Source organism: Rhodococcus sp. SORGH_AS_0303, assembly GCF_030819335.1.
In the GTDB taxonomy this organism is placed as follows: domain Bacteria; phylum Actinomycetota; class Actinomycetes; order Mycobacteriales; family Mycobacteriaceae; genus Rhodococcoides.
Map to the genome: position 1 here is coordinate 3,801,141 of NZ_JAUTBO010000001.1, position 19,158 is coordinate 3,820,298.

Below are 19,158 nucleotides of genomic sequence, written 5' to 3' on the forward strand. Positions count from 1 at the left end.
TGTCGCTCACCATGACAGCAGCTCACGCGACGGCGCGGCGCGCGCAGCTCTTCGATTCCGTAGTGGCCCTGTTCCTGGCCGAAGGCTTCGCGCACCTCACTCTCGACGGCATCGCCGCCCGCCTTCGGTGCTCGAAGAGCACGCTGTACACCCTCGCCGCGAGCAAGGACGACCTCGTCCGCTCCGCCGCGGTGCACTTCTTCACCTCGGCAGCGGTCAGCGTGGACGCGGCCTCCGACGCCGCGACGGGCACCCGCGAGCGCCTCGCGGCGTATCTGGGCGCGGTCGGTGAAGCACTCGCGCCGGCGTCGGAACGGTTCATGACCGACCTCGCCGACTTCGAGCCGTCGAGGCTCGTCTACGAACGCAACACCGCCATCGCGGCCGAGCGAGTCCGCGGCATCATCGACGACGGGGTCCGCGCCGGCGACGTGCGGGACGTCCACGCCGCGTTCGTCGCCGACGTCGCCGCGTCCGTGATGGTCTCGATCCAGAGCCGTGCCCTCGCCCGTCGCACGGGTCTGGACGACGCCGCCGCCTACCGGGAGCTGGCCACACTGCTGACCGCCGGCATCGCGCGATGACTTTCGCCGTCGGCCGGAGTCGACACGGCTGACGGGTCGAGTTCGCTCCGCCATCCGAAGACGAAGGACCTCACGATGCAGAAGATCACCCCCACACTGTGGTTCGACGACCGGGCCGAGGAGGCCGCGGAGTTCTACCTCTCGACGTTCGGCACGGGAGCGATACTGAACGTCAGCCGCTACGGCGACGGTGGACCCGGCGCCCCGGGCCGCGCGATGATGGTCGACTTCGAGCTCTTCGGTCAGCGATTCAACGCCCTGAACGGGGGACCACAGTTCCCGTTCACCGAGGCCATCTCCATGGCTGTCAGCTGCGACGGGCAGGAAGAGGTCGACCGCTACTGGAACGCGCTCACGTCCGACGGTGGATCCGAGGGCCGGTGCGCCTGGTGCAAGGACAAGTTCGGGGTCTCCTGGCAGATCGTCCCGGTCCAGCTGATGCAGTTGATGAGCACCCCGGATCCGGCGGCGTCCCAGCGCGTCGTGCAGGCCATGCTGTCGATGTCGAAGATCGTGGTCGCCGACCTGCAGAAGGCCCACGACGGAGCCTGAGCGGCGACGTTTCCTCACGTCACACACCGGGCAATCCCCGAGCGTGAACGAGACGTCGATGCCCGTGCGCGCGCTCGCCCTGCCGTTCGGGTTGGGGTCGGCGCTGCGCCACGCCAAGCTGTTCCATCCCCACGGGAAGGTTCTGACGGGCACACTGCGCCGTACCGCCGAGGGCGACGCCGGACTGCCTGTGGGCACGTGCGAGGTGACGGTGCGCCTGTCCACCGCGCTCGGGCTGCCCCGACGAGTTCCCGACGTCGCGGGTCTCGCGTTGCGTCTTCCGCAGACCGACCGGGCCGACGGTGCCTGGGACATCCTCCTTGTCAGCGCCGGGCGGGACGTCGTGACGCGGTGCGTTCCGCTCCCGGTGCTCGCGTTCGAGACGGCCTCCTTCTCGACGCTGATGCCGCTGCAGTTCGAGGGTGGTCAGTGGTGGGTCCGCGCGCGGGCCGTCGCCGCGCCGCCGCTGCCCACCCTGGACTCCATCGTCGACGCCGTGCGTGCGCGTCCGCTGGTCTTCGAGTTCGAGCAGGCCGAGGGCACCGGGGCGTACGTCCCGTTGGCCGAACTGACGCTCGGCTCGGTCGACCAGTCCGGTGGCGACCTGTCGTTCGACCCGATCCGGCGCACTCCCGACAGTGTCCGGCCCGGTCCGGAATGGTTGCGGTCCCTCAGGGCGAGGGCCTACCTCGACAGTCGGCGCGGCCGGTCCGACACCTGACCTGAATGCGACCGACTCAGGTTCCCTGACCGATCTCGCGCCCACACCCCACTCAGCGCGCCACACCCCTGCCGGCAGACGGCACAGGGTGTGCACCTCATGAAACCCGTGCACGCCGGCGGCGACCACGCACCCGCGCACCCGACCGACGGGGTTCGACTGCCGCATTTGTGGATATTCACACGCGAAGTAGGATTTGTTCACATACGCGTGTGCCGATGGGGGTGGGCGCGTCCCAGGGGAAGGCTCCACGTGACCAGCAATTCGGTGACCGACGACTCCGTGACAGGTGCTCACGAGACTCGCCCGCTCGTTCCGCACGAGCCCGATCACCGGTTCGAACGCAGCTCCCGCCTGGTCGGACACGCCTACGTCATCCCCGACTACTACGAGGTCGGCCGCGAGAAGATCCGCGAACTCTCCCGCGCCATCCAGAACGAACATCCGGCGCACCACAAGGAGGCCGCTGCGGCCGAGTTGGGATACGAGGGACTCGTCGCGCCCGCGACCTTCGTGAGCGTCGTCGGATCCATCGCCATCGACTATCTCTTCGCGCACATCCTCGTGGAGTACGAGATCACGGCAGTCATGCAGACCGATCAGAGCTTCGTTCTGCATCGCCCGGTCATGCAGGGAGATCAGCTGGTGTCCACTCTCCAGGTGCTGTCGATCCGCCAGTTCGCGGGCAACGACATCCTGGTGGTCCAGAACCATCTGACGTCGCACGGCGAGGACGTGTGCACCAGCACCACGACGTTCATCGCCCGGACCGACGCCGACGTGGACCCGCGAGCGGCGGCTCTCGTCGACGCCGTGCTCCCCGCCAGCGTGCCGCGGATGGGCCCCACCGCCCGCCCGACCGCCTGACCGCCTGACCGCCTGCATTCCGACCGACCCCGGCCTTCCCGCCACACCCCGACCGGCCTCCGGCCTTCCCGCCACACCCCGACCGGCCTCCGGCCTTCCCGCCACACCCCGACCGGCCTCCGGCCTTCCCGCTAGAGTCCCCCGTGTGGAGGACGAATTCGCCGACCGGTCGTTCGAGGACGAGAACTACAACGAGATCGACGCACACGGCCAGCGGTGGGACAGGCGTTCGTACACGTCCTGCAGCTTCATCGACGCGGACCTCGGCGGTCTGACCACCCACGGTGTCGTCTTCACCGACTGCGACTTCTCCGGCGTGGATCTGACGGACTCGACGCACGTCGGGTCGGCCTTCCGCAACTGCGAGTTCCGGCGGAGCCGGTTGTGGCACAGCACCTTCCGCAGCACATCGTTTCTCGGTTCCGCCATCGCGGACTCGCGCATCACGCCCGCGGTCTTCGACGAGGTCGATCTCATGCTCACCTCGCTCGGCGGTCTCGACCTCCGCGGACTCGACCTCACCGGGGCGCGCCTGCGTGACGCCAACCTCGTCGGGACCGATCTCCGCAAGGCCACGCTGCGCGGTGTCGACTTCGGCGGTGCCCGCACCTCCGGGCTCCGGTTGAACGATGCGGATCTGCGGGGCAGCATCGCCGATGCCACGTTCTGGACGTCGGCCGTGCTCGACGGAGCCCGCATCGACACGGTCCAGGCACTCGCCTACGTACACGCGCACGGTCTCACCGTCTCGGACTGAGTAGATCCGACCTCCGCCCGACTCCGAATAGAAGACGGACACGGCCTCCCCGCCCGCGTGGTCCGTGCGGGAAGGCCGTTCCATCGGCAGGCTGTGGTCTCAACCTCACCGGGCGTCCACGCCGACGCACGCGCCGCCGCTGCCGCCGCACGTCTTCTACCCGAGCCACCCACTTCCGAAACGGACACAGGTGCTCGACCGCGTCGAACCGCGATGATCGGAACCCTGGACCGGACGACACCCGAGGACGCACGATGACGGGGAACTGTCACCGAGTGAAGGGCACACCATGAGCGACAACGTCTACCGCGTCACCGAGATCGTCGGAACCTCGACGGAGGGTGTCGACGACGCCATCCGCAAGGCCATCTCCCGCGCGAGCAGCACACTGCGGGAGCTCGACTGGTTCGAGGTCACCGAGACCCGCGGACACATCGAGAACGGCGCGGTCGCGCACTTCCAGGTGACGCTGAAGGTCGGCTTCAAACTCGACGACTGAGTGATCGGGCGGGCGACGACTCGGCGGGAACGCGGCGGCCCCGGTGCCCGTTTCCGATCGAGCACGACGGGTAGCCGACCAGGATGCCCGTCGTCAGAGTCGCGTCCGATCCCGGCTTCGCCGCCGCCGTCGCCGACTCCGTCGCGGCCGATCTCGACGGATCGGCCACGCGCGACGGCGACGTGCTCACCGTCGACCAGGTCGCGATCCCGTTGCCACCGGTACAGAGTGGCAGCCCCGACCTGGACACCTGGGCGTCCCTGCTCGGCCATACCGGGGGCAGCGAGGACATCCTCACCGTGTGCGTGTCCGAGATACCGCGGCGCGTGCGGTCCCGCCCCGTACTCGCCGAGATCGTCGGGCCGTCGATGGTGGTCGTCTACGTTCCGTCGTTCGGGACCCACCGAGTCGCGCCGCGGGCGCGCGCCGTCACGCTGGCCGCGCTGGAAGCGCTACGCGACGCCACCGGTGTCGACAGGCCCGATCCCGCCACGGGTCTCGCGCACTGGTCCACCGTCTCCGGCCACGACGCCCTGGTGGCGCCCGCCCTGGCGGGACGAGCGCGAGTGGTCGCGGGCATGATCCGCACCAACCGCCCGTGGCGGTTGATGCCGACGTTGTCCGGCGCACTCGCCGCGGCGACCGCGACGTCCGCGTTCGGCCTCTTCTACTCGAGCATCTGGCAGATGGCGGCCTCGATGTCGATCGTGCGTCTGTCAGCGGTGTCCGCCACCGCCCTCGTGGCCGTGACGACATGGCTCATCGTGCCGAACGGACTGTGGGAGAGGCGCGCTCGACGCGAGCGTGGGTTCGATCGCACGATGTACAACCTCGCCACCCTCGGTACGGTCGTGTTCGGGGTGGCCGTCATGTACGCGGTCCTGTTCGCGGTGGTCGGCGCGGCGGCCGCGGTGGTGATCTCTCCGTCGTTCCTGTCCGAACAGATCGGGCGTGCGGCGAACCTCTCCGATTACGTTCGCCTGGCCTGGCTCTCGGCATCACTCGGCACCGTGGCGGGCGCCGCCGGCAGCACCGTGGCCGACCGGGAGCAGATTCTCCGTGCGACGTTCGGACACCGCGAGGTCCTTCGTCGACGCGCAGCTGCCGGCCGACTGGACGACACGCAGGACCACGTCGACTCGTGACCGGTCCCGAATTCCGATGAAAACATCAGGAGTGGCACCGACGCCTGTTACGTTGCCGCGGAGCCGGGGGGACGGCTTCCGCACACGGGGGGAACGACGATGGCGACACGACGACAGGCTCTGCAGACTCTGATCGGCGGAGGCGTGCTCGGCACGGGACTGCTCGCGGCCACGGGACCGACGGCCTCGGCCGCTCCCACAGGCGCGTATCGAGTGGACCTACACGCGCACATGATCCCGCCGATGTATCGGGAGGCCGTGCTGCGCGCCGGGCTTCTGGTTCCGGGCGGCCTACCGCTGCCCGCGTGGTCGCCGGAGTCCGCTCTCGCGTTCATGGACGAGTTCGGCATCGCGGCCCAGGTGCTCTCGATCTCCGACCCCGGAGTGCGGTTCGTGCGCGGCCTCGAGGCGGTGCGCCTCGCGCGCTCCTGCAACGACTACGCGGCCGACCAGGTTCGACTGCATCCCACTCGTTTCGGCTCCCTGGTCACCGTGCCACTTCCGGACGTGCCGGCGTCCCTCGCCGAGATCGCGTACGGCCTGGACGTGCTGGGAATGGACGGGGTGGCACTGCTGTCGTCGTACGACGGCATCTACCTCGGTGACCCACGCTTCGAGCCGATCATGGCGTTGCTCGACGCGCGGTCCGCCCTCGTCTTCGTGCACCCCGGCGAGCTCCCCGCGGGTTCGGCTCCCCCACTGCCGCTTCCGAGCTTCCTCCTCGAGTTTCCGTTCGAGACCACACGGACCGCGGTCGAGATGATCGCGGCCGGCACCCTCGACCGGTATCCGAACATCCGCTTCGTCCTCGCTCACGCGGGTGGTTGCCTGCCGTACCTCGCCACGCGGCTGAATGCGCCCCGCGCCGTCGCACCGGACCAGATCCCGTCCGTGTCGCTGCTCGGCCTCGAGGGTGCACTGCGACGCTTCCACTACGACACCGCACTGTCCGCCTCGGCGTCGTCGCTGCGATCGGTGCTCGAGGTGACCGACGTCGACCACATCGTCTTCGGAACCGACTGGCCCTTCAGCGGACTTACCTACTCCGCCTCGGACACGGACGACCCGGCCCCCGGCCTGTCCGACGTGTTCGACGGCGACGGCCGGGCACGGGTGGAACGCGCCAATCCCCTCGCGCTGCTCCCTCGGCTGGCGGCGGAGCTGCGGTAGCCGGTCGAGGTTCTGCCACCATGGGGGTATGGCCACGAGCACCACTGCCCCACTCACCGGATATCTCAGCGACAACGCCGCGGGCACCGCCCCGGAGATCCTCGCGGCCATGGCGGAGGCATCGACCGGGCTCGCAGCCCCGTACGGCAACGATCCGACGTCCGCTCGTCTCACGACGCTGATGGCCGACGTCTTCGAGCGTCCCGTCGACGTGTTCGTCGTCGGAACCGGTTCGGCGGCCAACGGACTGGCGCTGGCCGCGTGTACACCGCCGTGGGGCAGCATCCTCACTCATCCCGACGGCCACATCACCAACGACGAGGCCGGCGCTCCGGAGTTCTTCACCGACGGCGCCAAGATCGTCCTCGTGGACGGCCCACGTTCGACGATGGATCCCACCGCACTGCGCGCCGCGGTCGTGCGACGACGCGGCGACGTCCACAGTGTCCAGCCGTCGGTGGTGAGCCTCACGCAGGTCACCGAGACGGGCAGCGTCCACACCCTCGACGAGGTGCGTGAGGTGTCGACCATCGCGCACGATGCCGGACTCCGCGTGCACATGGACGGCGCCCGGTTCGCCAACGCGCTCGTGGCCCTCGAGTGCACGCCGGCCGAGATGACCTGGCGAGCAGGCGTGGACATCCTGTCCTTCGGCGCGACGAAGAACGGCACGATGACCGCCGAGGCCATCGTGTCGTTCGATCCCTCGTTGTCCACCGAACTGGCGTTCCGACACAAGCGCGGTGGCCAGCTGACGTCCAAGATGCGGTTCCAGAGCGCGCAACTGGTCGCGTACCTGGAGAACGACCTCTGGATGCGTCATGCGCGGAACGCCAACGCGATGGCCGCGCGGCTCCGAGACGGGCTCCGACAGATCGGGGGCATCGAGGTCGTGGGCGACGCGTCGGCGAACATGTCCTACTTCCGCTTCCCCGCTGCTCTGACACAGGCACTGCACGACCGCGGATTCACGTTCTACGACGACCGGTGGGAGCCGGGGGTCGTGCGTCTCGTGACGTCGTTCGCGCACACTGCGCGCGACGTGGACGCGTTCGTCGATGCCGTGCGGGCACTCGCCATTATTGACTGATCAGTCTAGAATGGGTGCATGCCGAGACCGCGCGAGTTCGACACGGACACTGTGCTCGCGGCCGCCGTCGACACGTTCGTCCGTCACGGTTACACCGGCGCGTCCGTCGATCAGATCCTCGACGCCGTCGGCATCCGACGGGCGAGCCTCTACAACGCGTTCGGAAGCAAGCGCGGACTGTTCCTCACCGCACTGCGCTCGACGCACTCCACGATGCCTCTGCTTCTCGTCGCTCTCATGGATCTGGCCCCCTCCGATCCCTCGGTGAGGCAGGAGATCCGCGAGAAGTTGGTTGCCGAGAACATCGACGCACGGGCACTGGGCGACGCGATACTCACGCGCGCCTGCATCGAGAGAAAGGGCACAGCATGAACACCGTGACCATCGTCGACGGCCGACTGGTCGTCGAACCACGCGGCCTCGACAAGCTCTGGAGCTTCACGCGCCGACTCGACATTCCGCTGTCCGAGGTGAAGGGCGCCACCGTCGACACCGGTGTACGGCGTGAGCCCAGGGGCATCAGGGCTCCGGGCCTCTCGATACCGGGAAAGTACGCCGGCACCTTCCATCGTGACGGCGAGAAAGTGTTCTGGAACGTCGGGGACCCGGTGCGCAACATCGTGATCGAGCTCGACGGCACCGGACGGTTCGATCGACTCGTCCTGACGGTGGACGATCCGACCGGGACGGAGAATGCGGTCAACTCCGCACTCGCGACCTAGTTCTCACAGGTCCGCCCATGCCTCCGGATTGACTGCGTGGGGCGGCAGCTCGCCGGCGGCCATCGCGACGGCGTTCTCCGCGCACAGACGCGCCATCTCGCTCCGCACCGACACCGTCGCGCTCCCGACGTGCGGCAACAGCACGGTGTTTGCCAGCTCCGGCAGGCCGGGCGCAACGGCTGGTTCGTCCTCGTAGACGTCGAGCCCCGCACCGGCGATCACGCCGTCGCGCAACGCCTCCACCAGCGCGGACTCGTCGACCACCGGCCCGCGCGCGGTGTTCACCAGAATCGCGGAGGTCTTCATCGCGCCGAGAACCCGAGCATCGACGAGGTGGTACGTCGCCTCGGTCAGCGGAACGTGCAGGGACAGGAAGTCGCTCGTCGCCACCAACTCGTCCCACGAGACGTGCTCGACGCGACCGCCGAACTCGTCGAGCTCCGCATCGTCGACGGGCCTGTCGGACGGGGGCCGTGGGCAGAACCGCACCGTCATACCGAATCCGAGAGCGCGCCGCGCCGTCGCGCGAGCGATGCGCCCGAATCCGGCCAGTCCCAGCACCCGTCCGGACACGTCCGTGCCGAGCATCAGGTCCGGTGCCCATCCGGTGAAATCACCGGCGCGCACCGTCCGGTCCGCCTCGAGCGCCCGACGCGCTGTGGCCAGCATCAGCAGGAGAGCGATGTCCGCCGTGGAGTCCGTCAGGACGCCCGGAGTGTTCCCGACGACGATGCCTCGGGCGGTGGCGGCGCCGACGTCGATGTTGTCGACACCCACCGCGTAGTTGGAGATCCCACGCAGGCGCGCACCGGCGAGCAGTGCGCTGTCGAACCGGTCCCGGAGCTGGGCCACCACCACGTCGTAGTCGCCGGAGGCGCATCGCTCCGCCAGCGCGACGTGATCGAGCGCGATCACGTCGACGTCGGCGGCGCGGCGCAGAATCTCCATACCTGGTTCGGGAATCGGCAGGGTGACCAGAATCCGTGTCATGCGTCGTGCTCGCTCTCGGTGCGTCCCAACAGTTCCCGCAGTACTTCGGCGGTGTGCTCGCCGAGGTCCGGTCCGAGCGATCGGATGGGAACGGACGCGTCGCCGATGACGGGCACCACACCGACGAAACCCACGTCCACCGGAGTCTCACCACCGACGTCCACGGGGAACGTCTGAATCATGTTGCGCGCTCGGTACTGTGGATCCCGCACGATGTCGGCGGCCGTGTAGATGGGCCCCGACGGCACACCGGCCCGATCGAGCACCGCCAACGCCTCGTCGCGGGAGTGCAGCATGGTCCAGGCGGAGATGGCCGCGTCCAGTTCGTCCCGACGTCGCCAGCGGCCGGCGTTGGCGGACAGCTCGGGATCCGCGCCGAGATCCGGCCGACCGATCGTCTCCATGTAGCGCTGGAAGATGGCGTCGCCGTTGCCGGCGATGATGATCGAGTGACCGTCGTTGCACGGGTACGCATTCGAGGGCGCGATGCCTTCCATCCGCCCACCGGTGCGCTCGCGTTCCACTCCGTAGGCGAGGTAGTCGGGTACCAGCGATTCCATCATCGACAGAATCGACTCGTTGAGCGCGACGTCGATCGAGCGTTGCTCGAGCGAGAGCTCGCTCGACGCGGTCTGGCGTCGGAACAGAGCCATGACACAACCGAAGGCGGCGTAGAGGCCGGCGATGGAGTCACCGATCGACACTCCGACGCGAACCGGTGGTCGGTCGGGGTCGCCGACGAGGTTGCGAAATCCCCCGTAGGCCTCGGCGACGGCGGCGAAGCCCGGACGCTCGGCCATCGGACCGGTCTGCCCGAAAGCGGAGATGCGGGTGATGATGAGATCGGGGTTCCTCTCGCTCAACCGCTCCGGCGAGAGTCCCCATTTCTCGAGAGTGCCGGGCCGAAAGTTCTCGAGCACGATGTCGCACTGCGCGGCGAGATCCAGCACGTCCTGCCGCCCCTGCTCGGTGCGCAGATCGAGCACGATCGACTTCTTGTTGCGGTTGATCGTCCGGTACAACATCGACGTGGTACCGGAATAGAGACGCCAGTTCCGGATCTCGTCGCCGGTGCCGGGTCGCTCGACCTTGATCACCTCCGCGCCGAAGTCCGCGAGCATGCGTCCCGCGGTCGGCGCGGCGATGTAGTTGCCGAGCTCCAGCACTCGAATGCCGGTCAGCGGTAGCGACATGGGGTCCTCTCCGTCAGTCCCGGTCGTCCGGGCGCACGTCCTGCTCGGGATACCGGTCCATCAGCATCCTGTGGACCGCCGGGTTCGCACCGTCGAGCACCCGGCCCGCGAGTCGCCCGAGCTCGAGTGCGTCCTCACGACCGAGGCGGTCGACAACCAGTTCTCGCACCTGCGCGACGTGACCGGGAGCCGCGCGACGAACGATCTCCATGCCCTCGTCGGTCAACGTCACCGCGGTCTGCCCACCGGGGCCTCCGCGTGGCCCCCGTTCGACCCACCCCCGCGACTCCATACGCGTGAGTGCGTGGGAGACCCGAGAAAGTGATCCTGCGGCGAAGGCAGCGATCTCACTCGTCGGCGAACTCCGACCAGGCGACTCGGACAGACCGGCCAGAAGCATGTATTCGAAGTGGTTGACCCCCGCGTCGTTCTTCAATTGCGAGTTCAGTACTGCGGGGAGCGCCTCGAGGAGTCCTGCGACCGCGAGCCACGCGCGTACCTCGTCGGGTCGCAGCCACTCGACGTCGTCGTTCACACACCCAGCCTAGGTGTCGCGAACCTTCACTACCCCAACTTGAAGATTCAACTCGACGACACCACAGAGTGTTGACACTTCACTACATCGGCAGAACGGCACCAATGCAGATCGGGATCGACAACTTCGTGGCGGCCGTCGTCGAGTACGACACCGGCCACCGCGTCACCGCTCGCGAGCGGGTGGCGCATCTCTTGGACGGACCATGCTGCGGGGCATCGAGTTGCTCGGCACCGAGGTCGCGCCGCTGGTGAAGGCACGCGTGAGCGATCGCCTCCGAGCATCACGACCGGAGCGCCTCCGCCAGCATGGGCACCACGGTGTCGAGTGCGTACTGCAGCGAGAGCGCCGAGTTGGTGGAGTAGGACTTCGCCACCGCCGGGTCGTCGAACACGATCGCATGCCCCTGCGCCACGGCCGGGATGCTGCGGAACAGCGGGTTCTGCTCGATGTCCTGCGCAGTCTTGCCGATCGGAAACATGACGACGAGATCCGCGTCGAGCAGACCCAGCTGCTCGTCCGCGATCGGTACGGAGAACCGCACCGGGGTCATCGATGCGATGGTCGGGTTCTGCCGGAACCCGAGCCGCATCAGGAACTGCACCCGCTCGCTGTCCTCTATGTAGGCGCCGTAGCCGGTTCCGCTGAGGGCGCCCACCGTCACGGTCTTCTCTGCGAACTCCGGATGGTCCGCAGCGGCCGTGCGGAAGCCGTCGTCCAGCCCTGCGATCAGCTCGGCGCCCTTCTCGGGCACACCGAGCGCCGCGGCCACCATGGTGACCTGATCCTCGTAGGACGTCGTGTAGTTCTCCGCACCCTCCGGGATGCCGACGGTCGGGGCGATGGCCGCCAGGCGGTCGTGCCGGCCGACGTCGCCCGAGCTCTTGGTGTCGAGGATCAGATCCGGCTCGAGTGCCGCCACGGCTTCGTAGGACGGTTCCAGGGTTCCGATGATCTCGGGTGGTGTGTCGTAGAGACCCTCCGCCCACGGACCGACGCCCTCTCCGCCGAAGTCGAGCCAGTCGCTGGCACCGACCGGCTGGAACCCGAGGGCCAATGCCGTCTCCGCGTCCCCCCACCCCAGCGCCACGACGCGCGTCGGCGCCGATTCGAGGTCGACGGCGCCGAACGCGGTGTCGACCGTCGCGGGATAGACGCCGCCGGCCGCTGTCTGCGCCGCGTCGCGGCCGTCCTCGGTGGCGGCCGACGAGCACGACACGGTGAGGGCCACCGTCGCGACGAGTACAGAGATCAGTCGCCTCACGGGCGCACACACGGTGAGAAACATTGCGTTAGCCTAACCTAATCTGAGGCCCACGGGCGCACTGCGATCCAGCTCACAATCAGCATCACCGCAGGTGAGACCCGTTCTCGACTGGTCGCCGAAAAATATCTCGGCAGATCGGTAATGAAATTCGGGATGGGCGCGATTCAGTAGACATGAGCATTGCAACCGACTTCGCCACCGCAGACGTCACGCGCAACCACGGTGCCGACACCGCCCACGACATCGACTCCATGCACGACGAGATCGAGCGTCTCGACGCCCAGATCCTGGCCGCAGTGGCACGACGCACCGAGCTCACTCGCACTGTCGGCATGATGGAGCCCCGCTCGGCCGCATCGTCCGCACGCGAGATGTCGGTGCTCCAGCACTTCGGTGATCTCGGCCGCGAGGGCCGCACCCTCGGCATGCTCCTCCTGCGCATGGGCCGCGGACAGATCGCTCGCTAGTCCCGCCCGCGGTAGAACTACCGCATGGTGTGGTTCCTTCTGGCGGCGGCCGTAGTGGCCGAAGTGTCCGCCACCCTGTCGCTCAAAGGTTCCGAGACCCGTCCCGTCCTCTACGTCGTGGTGATCATCGGCTATCTGCTGGCCTTCGTCGGACTCGCGTCCGTACTGCGCCGCGGTATGGCCCTCGGTGTCGCCTACGGTATCTGGGGAGCAAGCGGTGTCGCTCTCACCGCCCTTCTCGCGTCATCGCTCTTCGGTGAACCGCTGACCATCGTGATGGGTCTCGGAATCGGACTGGTCATCGTCGGTGTACTCCTCGTCGAGACCGGGTCCCACCCCGCAGAGCGGGAACCGTGATGCAGTACCTCTTCCTCCTCGGCGCCATCCTCCTCGAGGTGTCGGCCACGCTGTCGCTCCGCGTGGCGGCCACCGGACGCCCCGCGTTCTACGGGGTCGTCGCTCTCGGCTATCTCCTCGCGTTCGTCGCCCTGCTCGGTGCGCTCCGTTCCGGTCTGGCCCTGGGAGTGGCCTACGGCATCTGGGCCGCGTCCGGAGTTGCCCTCACCGCCGTGGCCTCCCGGTACCTCTTTCGAGAACCCCTGACCCGCCGCATGCTCGGCGGGATCTCATGCATCGTCATCGGCGTCCTGCTCATCGAACTCGGTGCCGCGGCCGCTCGATGAACCTGCCGAGCAGTCAGTGACCGGTGACGTCGAGTGCGGCCCGGACGATCGAGTCGGTGTCGATCTGATGGTGGCGGTACACCTCGTCGAGTGCGCCGACCTGACCGAACTCACTCACCCCGAGAGACGTGGACGGCACCCGATTCACCGTCGCCAGGAACGCGAGCGTGTGGGGGTGACCGTCGAGGACCGTCACCATCGGCGCCGCCCGCTCTGCCGGCAGCAGATAATCGAGAATCCACGACTCCGCCTCGAGATGCCCCTGCCGTGCCTGCACCGCCCGATACAGCTCCCCCGGACTCGTGACGCACAGGACGTCGGCAGCGAGCCCGATCTGTTCGAGCCGCTCCGCCGCGGCGAGGGCCTCGGTGACCATCGCGCCCATCGCCGCGATGGTCACCACCGCACCGTCCCGCCGCACCAGCGGGTATCCCCCGGCGACCACCTGCCGCCGTCGGCGCTCCCGCGCCGCCGGATCCGCCGGAACGTTCGCCAGCGACTGATCGACCGGCCTGGTCGACAGGCGCAGATACGCCGACGTGCCGCCCGGGCGCCCCAACCGTCCGATCGCCGCCAGCAGCGTCCACTCGACGTCGATCGCGAACGCCGGTTCCCAGCTCACGCACCCGGGCTGCTCCAGACCGATCGACGGGGTCTTGATCGACTGGTGCGCACCACCTTCCGCCGCCAGGGTCACTCCCGAGGGGGTGCCGACGAGGATGGACTGTCCGCCTGCGTAGATGCCGTACGACCACGGCTCGAGCGCGCGCTCGACGAACGGGTCGTACATGACTCCGATCGGGAACAGCGGCTCTCCCCACCGGCTCCACGTCGCACCGAGCTCGCCCATCAGTCCGACGAGGTTGGTCTCGGCGATGCCCAGTTCCATGTGTTGCCCCGTGGGGCTCTCGCGCCAGTGCATGATCGTCTCGGCGTCGTCACCGAACCAGTCGTGGCGCTCCGAGGACGACCACACTCCGACCTTGTTCACCCAGCCGCCCAGGTTGGTGGTGGAACTGACGTCCGGGCTGACGGTCACCACACGTCGGGCGGCTTCCGGCGCCGCTCTGGTCAGGTCGAGCAGGACGCGACCGAGCGCGGCCTGCGTCGTCGCCGTTCCCTTGGGCGTGCGCCCGATGTCGGTGGGCACCGAGGGAGGCTCGGCCGTGTGTATCGGTTCCCGGCGCAGCCGGTCCGCGGTGTCCGCGCACACCCGCCCGGCCGGACTGTCGTCCGAGAATCGTGCCCAGGGCGCGTCGGGGTCGGTGCCCAGCGTGCCGGCGAGTGCGGCGTACTCCTCGACCGTCAGCAACGACGAGTGATTCTGCGGATGACCCTGCGTCGGCAACCCGAAGCCCTTGACGGTGTACGCGATGATCACGGTGGGACGGGTGTCGTCGATACGGGCGAACGCGGCGCGCAGTGCGGCGAGGTCGTGTCCGCCCAGGTTGCGGACGGCCTCCGTCAGAGCGGCATCGTCCAGATCGGCGACGAGGGCACGAATCCGTTCGGCACCGGGCCCGGCGCCGGGCAGTCGGGTGCGCAGTTCGTCCGCCGTGCAGCGCAGGAGGCGTTGGTACTCCGGGTTCGGCATGTCGACGATGCGTTCGCGCAGGGCCTCGCCGCCGGGACGGGCGAACAATGCGTCGAGAAGGGTGCCGAACGAGACCGTGACGACCTGCCAGCCGGCGGCGTCGAACATCTTCTCCAGCCGCCGCGCAGCGAAGTTAGGCACCACTCGATCCAGCGATTGGCGGTTCAGGTCGACGATCCACACGATCTCGCCGAGGTCGGCGATTCCCGGGTCGATCACCGCTTCCCACACCGCGCCCTCGTCCAGTTCGGCGTCGCCGACGAGCGAGTACTGCCGCCCCCGGAATCCGGTCGCTGTCCGGGCGTCGTCGTGCGCGTCACCGAAGGCGGCGTCGACGTAGCGGCGCGACATCGCGCCCCAGATCGGTGCGGTCGCTCCGATTCCCACGGACCCGGTGGAGTAGTCGACGGTGTCGGGGTCCTTGGCGCGCGAGGGGTAGGACTGCAGCCCGCCGTAGGACCGCAGCGTCGTCAGGTACTTCTCGTCCAACTCACCGAGGAGGTAGTTGATCGCGTGCAGCACCGGAGACGCGTGCGGCTTGACCGACACCCGGTCCCCGGGCTGCAACTGTTCGAACCACAGGGAGGTCATGATCGACACCATCGACGCGCACGAGGCTTGGTGGCCTCCGACTTTGAGTCCGCTGGGGTTGGGCCGAATTCGATTGGCGTGGTGGATCATCGAGGTCGACAGCCACAACACACGCTGTGCGATCTCCTCCAGGGTCTCCACCGTCTGTGGCGCTCGATCATCGACATGCTCGTTGCTGGTCATGGCGCTTCCCCCTCAGGACGTCATCTCCGGCTCGATGCTTCGCGGAGATCCCCAGGTGACCACGGTCTTGCCGACTGCGCAAGATCCAGCTCCGCGACCGAGCATTCTGCGCACAGCACCGCATGTCGTCGTGGGTGTTCCGAGCGTGTCGACCACTCGGGTGACCGGCGACACCCGGTGAGTGGGCGCCCGTGTTCGAGGACACCGGCCGGATGTGGTGTGCGGTGCCGACGGACGGGTACACGATGAACGGCGAGACACACCCTCAGCTGCGGTCCACGAACCGGTTACACGAACGCAGCGAAGGACGCCCCATGGCATCGAACTCGGCCCGCGAGCCCCATCCACCAGACGAACGCGTCATGGGCGCCCTGCGGTCCGGACGCACTGCGGAGACATGGCTGGCCGCGTGCGTGCAGTGGTGCCGGGCGGACGGAGCCGCCGTGGTGGCGGAATCGGCGGCCGATGCCGACGTCCGGCTCGTCACGTACGCGACGGACGACCTGGCGGAGCGGCTGGCCGACCTCCAGTACCTGCTCGGCTGCGGACCGCACACCGAGTCGATGGCGGGAGCGGGACACAGCCGACTCGATGTCGAGGACCCTGACCACGGCGTCCGCTGGACCACTCTCGTCGACGAATTGGCGACCCTCGGAGTCGTCGAGGTCGCGACGTTCCCCATCGGTGCACCCGCCACCCCCCTGGGAACGCTCCAGATGTACTGGCGTGGTCGACGCCGCAGCAGCACGCACTCCGACGCCGCCATCGCAGCGCTCGTGGAACGCCGCCCGGAGTTGCTTGCGCCGCGAGTTCCCCTGTGCGACGACCTGGACGGAGACACTGTCCTCACGGCCGTCGACGGCGGGCCCGACCACGGCTTCGACCTGTCGACCGTGCACCTGGCGATCGGCGTGGTGGTCGCTCGGCACCACCTCGGCGTCCAGGCCGCGTCGGCACTGCTGCGAGCACAGGCCTACAGCGCTGGGACCACGGTCACCGAGCAGGCTCGACGGGTGCTGGACGACCAACGAGGCTGACGACCGTCGTCGCCGACACCCACTAGGCTCCCCTTCATGCTGTCGAGCGACGTCCCCACCGCAGTCGGACTCACCACAGCGGAAGCGGAGACCCTCGCATCGCAGGGTCGGTCCAACGACGTGCCGGCCCGCTCCTCGAGGTCGGTCGCAGACATCCTGCGCGGCAACATCTTCACGCGCATCAACGCGATTCTGGCGGTACTTCTCGTCATCGTGCTGTCGACCGGATCGATCATCGACGCGATGTTCGGTCTGCTCATCGTCGCCAACAGCGGGATCGGCATCATCCAGGAACTGCGCGCGAAGCGCACCCTCGACGCGCTCGCCATCGTGGGCCAGAGTCGGCCCCTCGTGCGACGAGACGGCCGTGCACGGGACCTCGCTCCCCACGAGGTGGTGCTCGGCGACGTCGTGGAACTCGGTCCGGGCGATCAGATCATCGTCGACGGCGACGTGATCGAGGCGGACTCGCTCGACGTCGACGAATCACTGCTGACGGGTGAGTCCGACTCGATGACCAAGACCCCGAGCGACTCCGTGTTCTCCGGGTCGTTCGTCGTCGCCGGCCGCGGAGCCTACCGCGTCACCAAGGTGGGGAGGGAAGCGTACGCGGCCCAGTTGGCCGAGGAGGCAGGCAAGTTCACGCTCATCGACTCCGAACTCCGGTCCGGTATCGACCGCATCCTCCGCCACATCACCCGGGTGATGGTCCCGGCCGGCATCGTCATCGTCGTCAACCAGCTCGTCGTCACGGGCCAGCCGCTCGGCCCCGCGCTCAACGGCATGGTGGCGGCGCTGGTCCCGATGGTGCCGGAAGGACTGGTCCTGCTCACCTCACTGGCCTTCGCCGTCGGCGTGGTCCGCCTCGGACGTCGACAGTGCCTCGTGCAGGAGCTTCCGGCGGTCGAGGGGCTGGCCCGTATCGACGTGGTGTGCGCCGACAAGACCGGAACGCTGACCGAGAACGCGATGGTCATGTCGGACCTCCTCGTGCTGTCGGCCGAGTCCGACGAGGACGTCCGGCGCGACCTGTCCGCCGTCGTCGCCGACGACGATCGACCGAACGCCAGCATGATCGCCGTCGCCGACGCGCTTCCGACCGCGCCTGCCCGGACGGCGTCCGCGCGGGCTCCGTTCTCGTCGGAGAAGAAGTGGAGCGGAGTCTCCTTCCCCGACGCGGGCAACTTCCTGATCGGTGCTCCGGACGTGCTGCTGGATCCGGCATCGGAGGCCTCCGCACGCGCCACCGAGCTGGGCGCGGCCGGAAAGAGGGTGCTGCTCTTCGCCACCAGCGACCTCCCGATGGATCACGCCGACGCGCCGGGTGTCGTGACGCCCCGAGCCCTCGTCGTGCTCGAGCAGAAGATCCGGGCGGACGCCGGCGACACACTGAACTACTTCGCGGATCAGTCCGTCCAGGTCAAGATCATCTCCGGCGACAACGCGGTGTCCGTGGGCGCGGTGGCCGGGTCGCTCGATGCTCTGCCGTCGGGCGATGCGGTCGACGCTCGCAGTCTCCCGTCGAACACGGACGATCTCGCGGACACCATGGAGCGTCATGCCGTGTTCGGACGGGTACGCCCGGAACAGAAGCGGGACATGGTCACCGCCTTGCAGAGCCGTGGTCACACGGTGGCCATGACGGGTGACGGCGTCAACGACGTTCTCGCACTGAAGAAGGCCGACATCGGTGTCGCCATGGGCGCGGGAAGTCCCGCGGCGCGGTCCGTGGCGCAGATCGTGTTGCTGGACAACGCCTTCTCGACGCTGCCCCACGTGGTGGCCGAGGGTCGACGAGTCATCGGCAACATCGAACGGGTCTCCACGCTGTTCCTCACCAAGACGGTCTACTCGGTGGTGCTCGCGGTCCTCGTCGGGCTGTCCGGTCTGCTGTCCCTGGTCGTGAACGTCGACCCGCTGCCCTACCCGTTTCTTCCCCGCCACGTCACCATCGCGGCGTGGTTCACCATCGGCATTCCCGCGTTCCTGCTGTCGCTGGCGCCGAACAACGAACGGGCCCGCTCCGGCTTCGTCCCTCGGGTGCTGCGCAAGGCGGTCCCCGCCGGACTGGTGGTGGGTGTCGCCACGTTCGCGACCTACCTCGCCACCTACGACGGACCCGATGCCTCGCGGGCGGACCGGATCCAGTCGAGCACCTCGGCGCTCATCACGCTGATCGTCGTCGCGATGTGGGTCCTCGGGACGGTGGGCCCGGCCCATGCAGTGGTGGAAGGTGACTCTGCTGACCGTGTCCGTGGCGGCCTACGCGGTCATCTTCACCGTGCCGCCGCTCGCCCGCTTCTTCGAGCTCGATGCGGGCAACGTGTCCTACACCGTGCTCGCCTTCGTCTCCGCGGCAGTGGGTATCGCGGTCCTGGAGGCGGTACGCCCCGCCATGCGGCGCCGCGCGCACCGCACGGCGTAGCGCGCACAGCACCGCGTGCTGCGCATGATTGGCGACGACGGGAATCGGGCATTTCACAGGTGTGCATTTCACGCCGGCCCGGGTCG

At 68.4% G+C, this 19,158-nt stretch carries 20 protein-coding genes and 1 pseudogene; 16 read left to right on the top strand and 5 right to left on the bottom strand.

Annotation, left to right across the window (positions count from 1 at the left end; translation table 11 throughout):
- Positions 1–11: 11 nt before the first annotated feature.
- The 11 genes from QE449_RS17985 to QE449_RS18035 all read left to right on the top strand — a co-directional run bounded on the left by QE449_RS17985 (position 12) and on the right by QE449_RS18035 (position 8,107).
- Positions 12–584, top strand: a complete 573-nt coding sequence (locus tag QE449_RS17985) for a TetR/AcrR family transcriptional regulator (RefSeq protein ID WP_285187683.1) — start codon at positions 12–14, stop codon at positions 582–584.
- A gap of 75 nt (positions 585–659) precedes the next feature.
- On the top strand, positions 660–1,136 hold the full coding sequence (locus QE449_RS17990) for a VOC family protein (RefSeq protein ID WP_027504343.1): 477 nt from the start codon (positions 660–662) through the stop codon (positions 1,134–1,136).
- Between the two features lie 43 nt (positions 1,137–1,179).
- Positions 1,180–1,857, top strand: coding sequence for a phosphodiesterase (locus QE449_RS17995; protein ID WP_307109311.1), 678 nt, complete (start codon positions 1,180–1,182; stop codon positions 1,855–1,857).
- A 252-nt stretch (positions 1,858–2,109) separates the two neighbouring features.
- Positions 2,110–2,724, top strand: a complete 615-nt coding sequence (locus QE449_RS18000; protein WP_051612996.1) for a MaoC family dehydratase N-terminal domain-containing protein — start codon at positions 2,110–2,112, stop codon at positions 2,722–2,724.
- A 196-nt stretch (positions 2,725–2,920) separates the two neighbouring features.
- Positions 2,921–3,481 (top strand): pentapeptide repeat-containing protein, encoded by a 561-nt coding sequence (locus tag QE449_RS18005; RefSeq protein WP_307109751.1) that lies wholly within the window; start codon positions 2,921–2,923, stop codon positions 3,479–3,481.
- A gap of 289 nt (positions 3,482–3,770) precedes the next feature.
- Positions 3,771–3,980, top strand: a complete 210-nt coding sequence (locus QE449_RS18010) for a dodecin (RefSeq protein ID WP_027504346.1) — start codon at positions 3,771–3,773, stop codon at positions 3,978–3,980.
- A gap of 83 nt (positions 3,981–4,063) precedes the next feature.
- Positions 4,064–5,125, top strand: coding sequence for a hypothetical protein (locus tag QE449_RS18015; RefSeq protein ID WP_307109312.1), 1,062 nt, complete (start codon positions 4,064–4,066; stop codon positions 5,123–5,125).
- A 99-nt stretch (positions 5,126–5,224) separates the two neighbouring features.
- Positions 5,225–6,295, top strand: coding sequence for an amidohydrolase family protein (locus QE449_RS18020; protein ID WP_222646562.1), 1,071 nt, complete (start codon positions 5,225–5,227; stop codon positions 6,293–6,295).
- Positions 6,296–6,323: 28 nt separating this feature from the next.
- Entirely contained in the window at positions 6,324–7,385 is a 1,062-nt protein-coding gene (locus tag QE449_RS18025) for a low specificity L-threonine aldolase (RefSeq protein WP_056446597.1), read from the top strand.
- A gap of 18 nt (positions 7,386–7,403) precedes the next feature.
- Positions 7,404–7,757: a TetR/AcrR family transcriptional regulator gene (locus QE449_RS18030; RefSeq protein ID WP_051612997.1), complete on the top strand. Its 354-nt coding sequence runs from the start codon at positions 7,404–7,406 to the stop codon at positions 7,755–7,757.
- Positions 7,754–8,107 carry a hypothetical protein gene (locus tag QE449_RS18035; RefSeq protein ID WP_307109313.1) on the top strand — a complete coding sequence of 118 codons (354 nt, stop codon included), beginning with the start codon at positions 7,754–7,756 and terminating at the stop codon, positions 8,105–8,107. The genes QE449_RS18030 and QE449_RS18035 overlap by 4 nt, the downstream gene beginning before the upstream one ends.
- Before the next feature lie 3 nt (positions 8,108–8,110).
- On the opposite strand, the gene QE449_RS18040 is transcribed toward QE449_RS18035, so the two are convergent.
- The 4 genes from QE449_RS18040 to QE449_RS18055 all read right to left on the bottom strand — a co-directional run bounded on the left by QE449_RS18040 (position 8,111) and on the right by QE449_RS18055 (position 12,113).
- The gene (locus tag QE449_RS18040) at positions 8,111–9,097 is read right to left on the bottom strand and encodes a D-glycerate dehydrogenase (RefSeq protein WP_307109314.1); all 987 of its coding nucleotides are present in this window, start codon (positions 9,095–9,097) and stop codon (positions 8,111–8,113) included.
- A complete protein-coding gene (locus QE449_RS18045) occupies positions 9,094–10,290 on the bottom strand; it encodes a CaiB/BaiF CoA-transferase family protein (RefSeq protein ID WP_222639630.1) in 1,197 nt (398 codons plus the stop codon). Before QE449_RS18045 ends, QE449_RS18040 begins: the two co-directional genes overlap by 4 nt.
- A 13-nt stretch (positions 10,291–10,303) precedes the next feature.
- A complete protein-coding gene (locus QE449_RS18050) occupies positions 10,304–10,825 on the bottom strand; it encodes a MarR family winged helix-turn-helix transcriptional regulator (protein WP_307109315.1) in 522 nt (173 codons plus the stop codon).
- A 283-nt stretch (positions 10,826–11,108) separates the two neighbouring features.
- Positions 11,109–12,113 (bottom strand): iron-siderophore ABC transporter substrate-binding protein, encoded by a 1,005-nt coding sequence (locus QE449_RS18055; RefSeq protein WP_307109316.1) that lies wholly within the window; start codon positions 12,111–12,113, stop codon positions 11,109–11,111.
- 152 nt (positions 12,114–12,265) lie between these two features.
- On the opposite strand from QE449_RS18055, the gene QE449_RS18060 reads away from it, so the two are divergent.
- From QE449_RS18060 to QE449_RS18070, 3 genes are read left to right on the top strand one after another with little or no spacing between them, the layout of a single operon-like run.
- On the top strand, positions 12,266–12,559 hold the full coding sequence (locus tag QE449_RS18060) for a chorismate mutase (RefSeq protein WP_037184031.1): 294 nt from the start codon (positions 12,266–12,268) through the stop codon (positions 12,557–12,559).
- A gap of 24 nt (positions 12,560–12,583) precedes the next feature.
- The gene (locus QE449_RS18065) at positions 12,584–12,916 is read left to right on the top strand and encodes a multidrug efflux SMR transporter (RefSeq protein WP_307109317.1); all 333 of its coding nucleotides are present in this window, start codon (positions 12,584–12,586) and stop codon (positions 12,914–12,916) included.
- On the top strand, positions 12,916–13,242 hold the full coding sequence (locus tag QE449_RS18070; RefSeq protein ID WP_307109318.1) for a multidrug efflux SMR transporter: 327 nt from the start codon (positions 12,916–12,918) through the stop codon (positions 13,240–13,242). Before QE449_RS18065 ends, QE449_RS18070 begins: the two co-directional genes overlap by 1 nt.
- Positions 13,243–13,255: 13 nt before the next feature.
- Here QE449_RS18070 and QE449_RS18075 read toward each other — a convergent pair whose 3' ends face one another.
- Positions 13,256–15,610, bottom strand: a complete 2,355-nt coding sequence (locus QE449_RS18075) for a pyruvate dehydrogenase (protein WP_307109319.1) — start codon at positions 15,608–15,610, stop codon at positions 13,256–13,258.
- Positions 15,611–15,924: 314 nt separating this feature from the next.
- On the opposite strand from QE449_RS18075, the gene QE449_RS18080 reads away from it, so the two are divergent.
- Positions 15,925–16,647, top strand: a complete 723-nt coding sequence (locus QE449_RS18080; RefSeq protein WP_222627986.1) for an ANTAR domain-containing protein — start codon at positions 15,925–15,927, stop codon at positions 16,645–16,647.
- Between the two features lie 36 nt (positions 16,648–16,683).
- Positions 16,684–19,072 (top strand): annotated as a pseudogene (locus tag QE449_RS18085) (HAD-IC family P-type ATPase).
- Positions 19,073–19,158 lie beyond the last annotated feature (86 nt).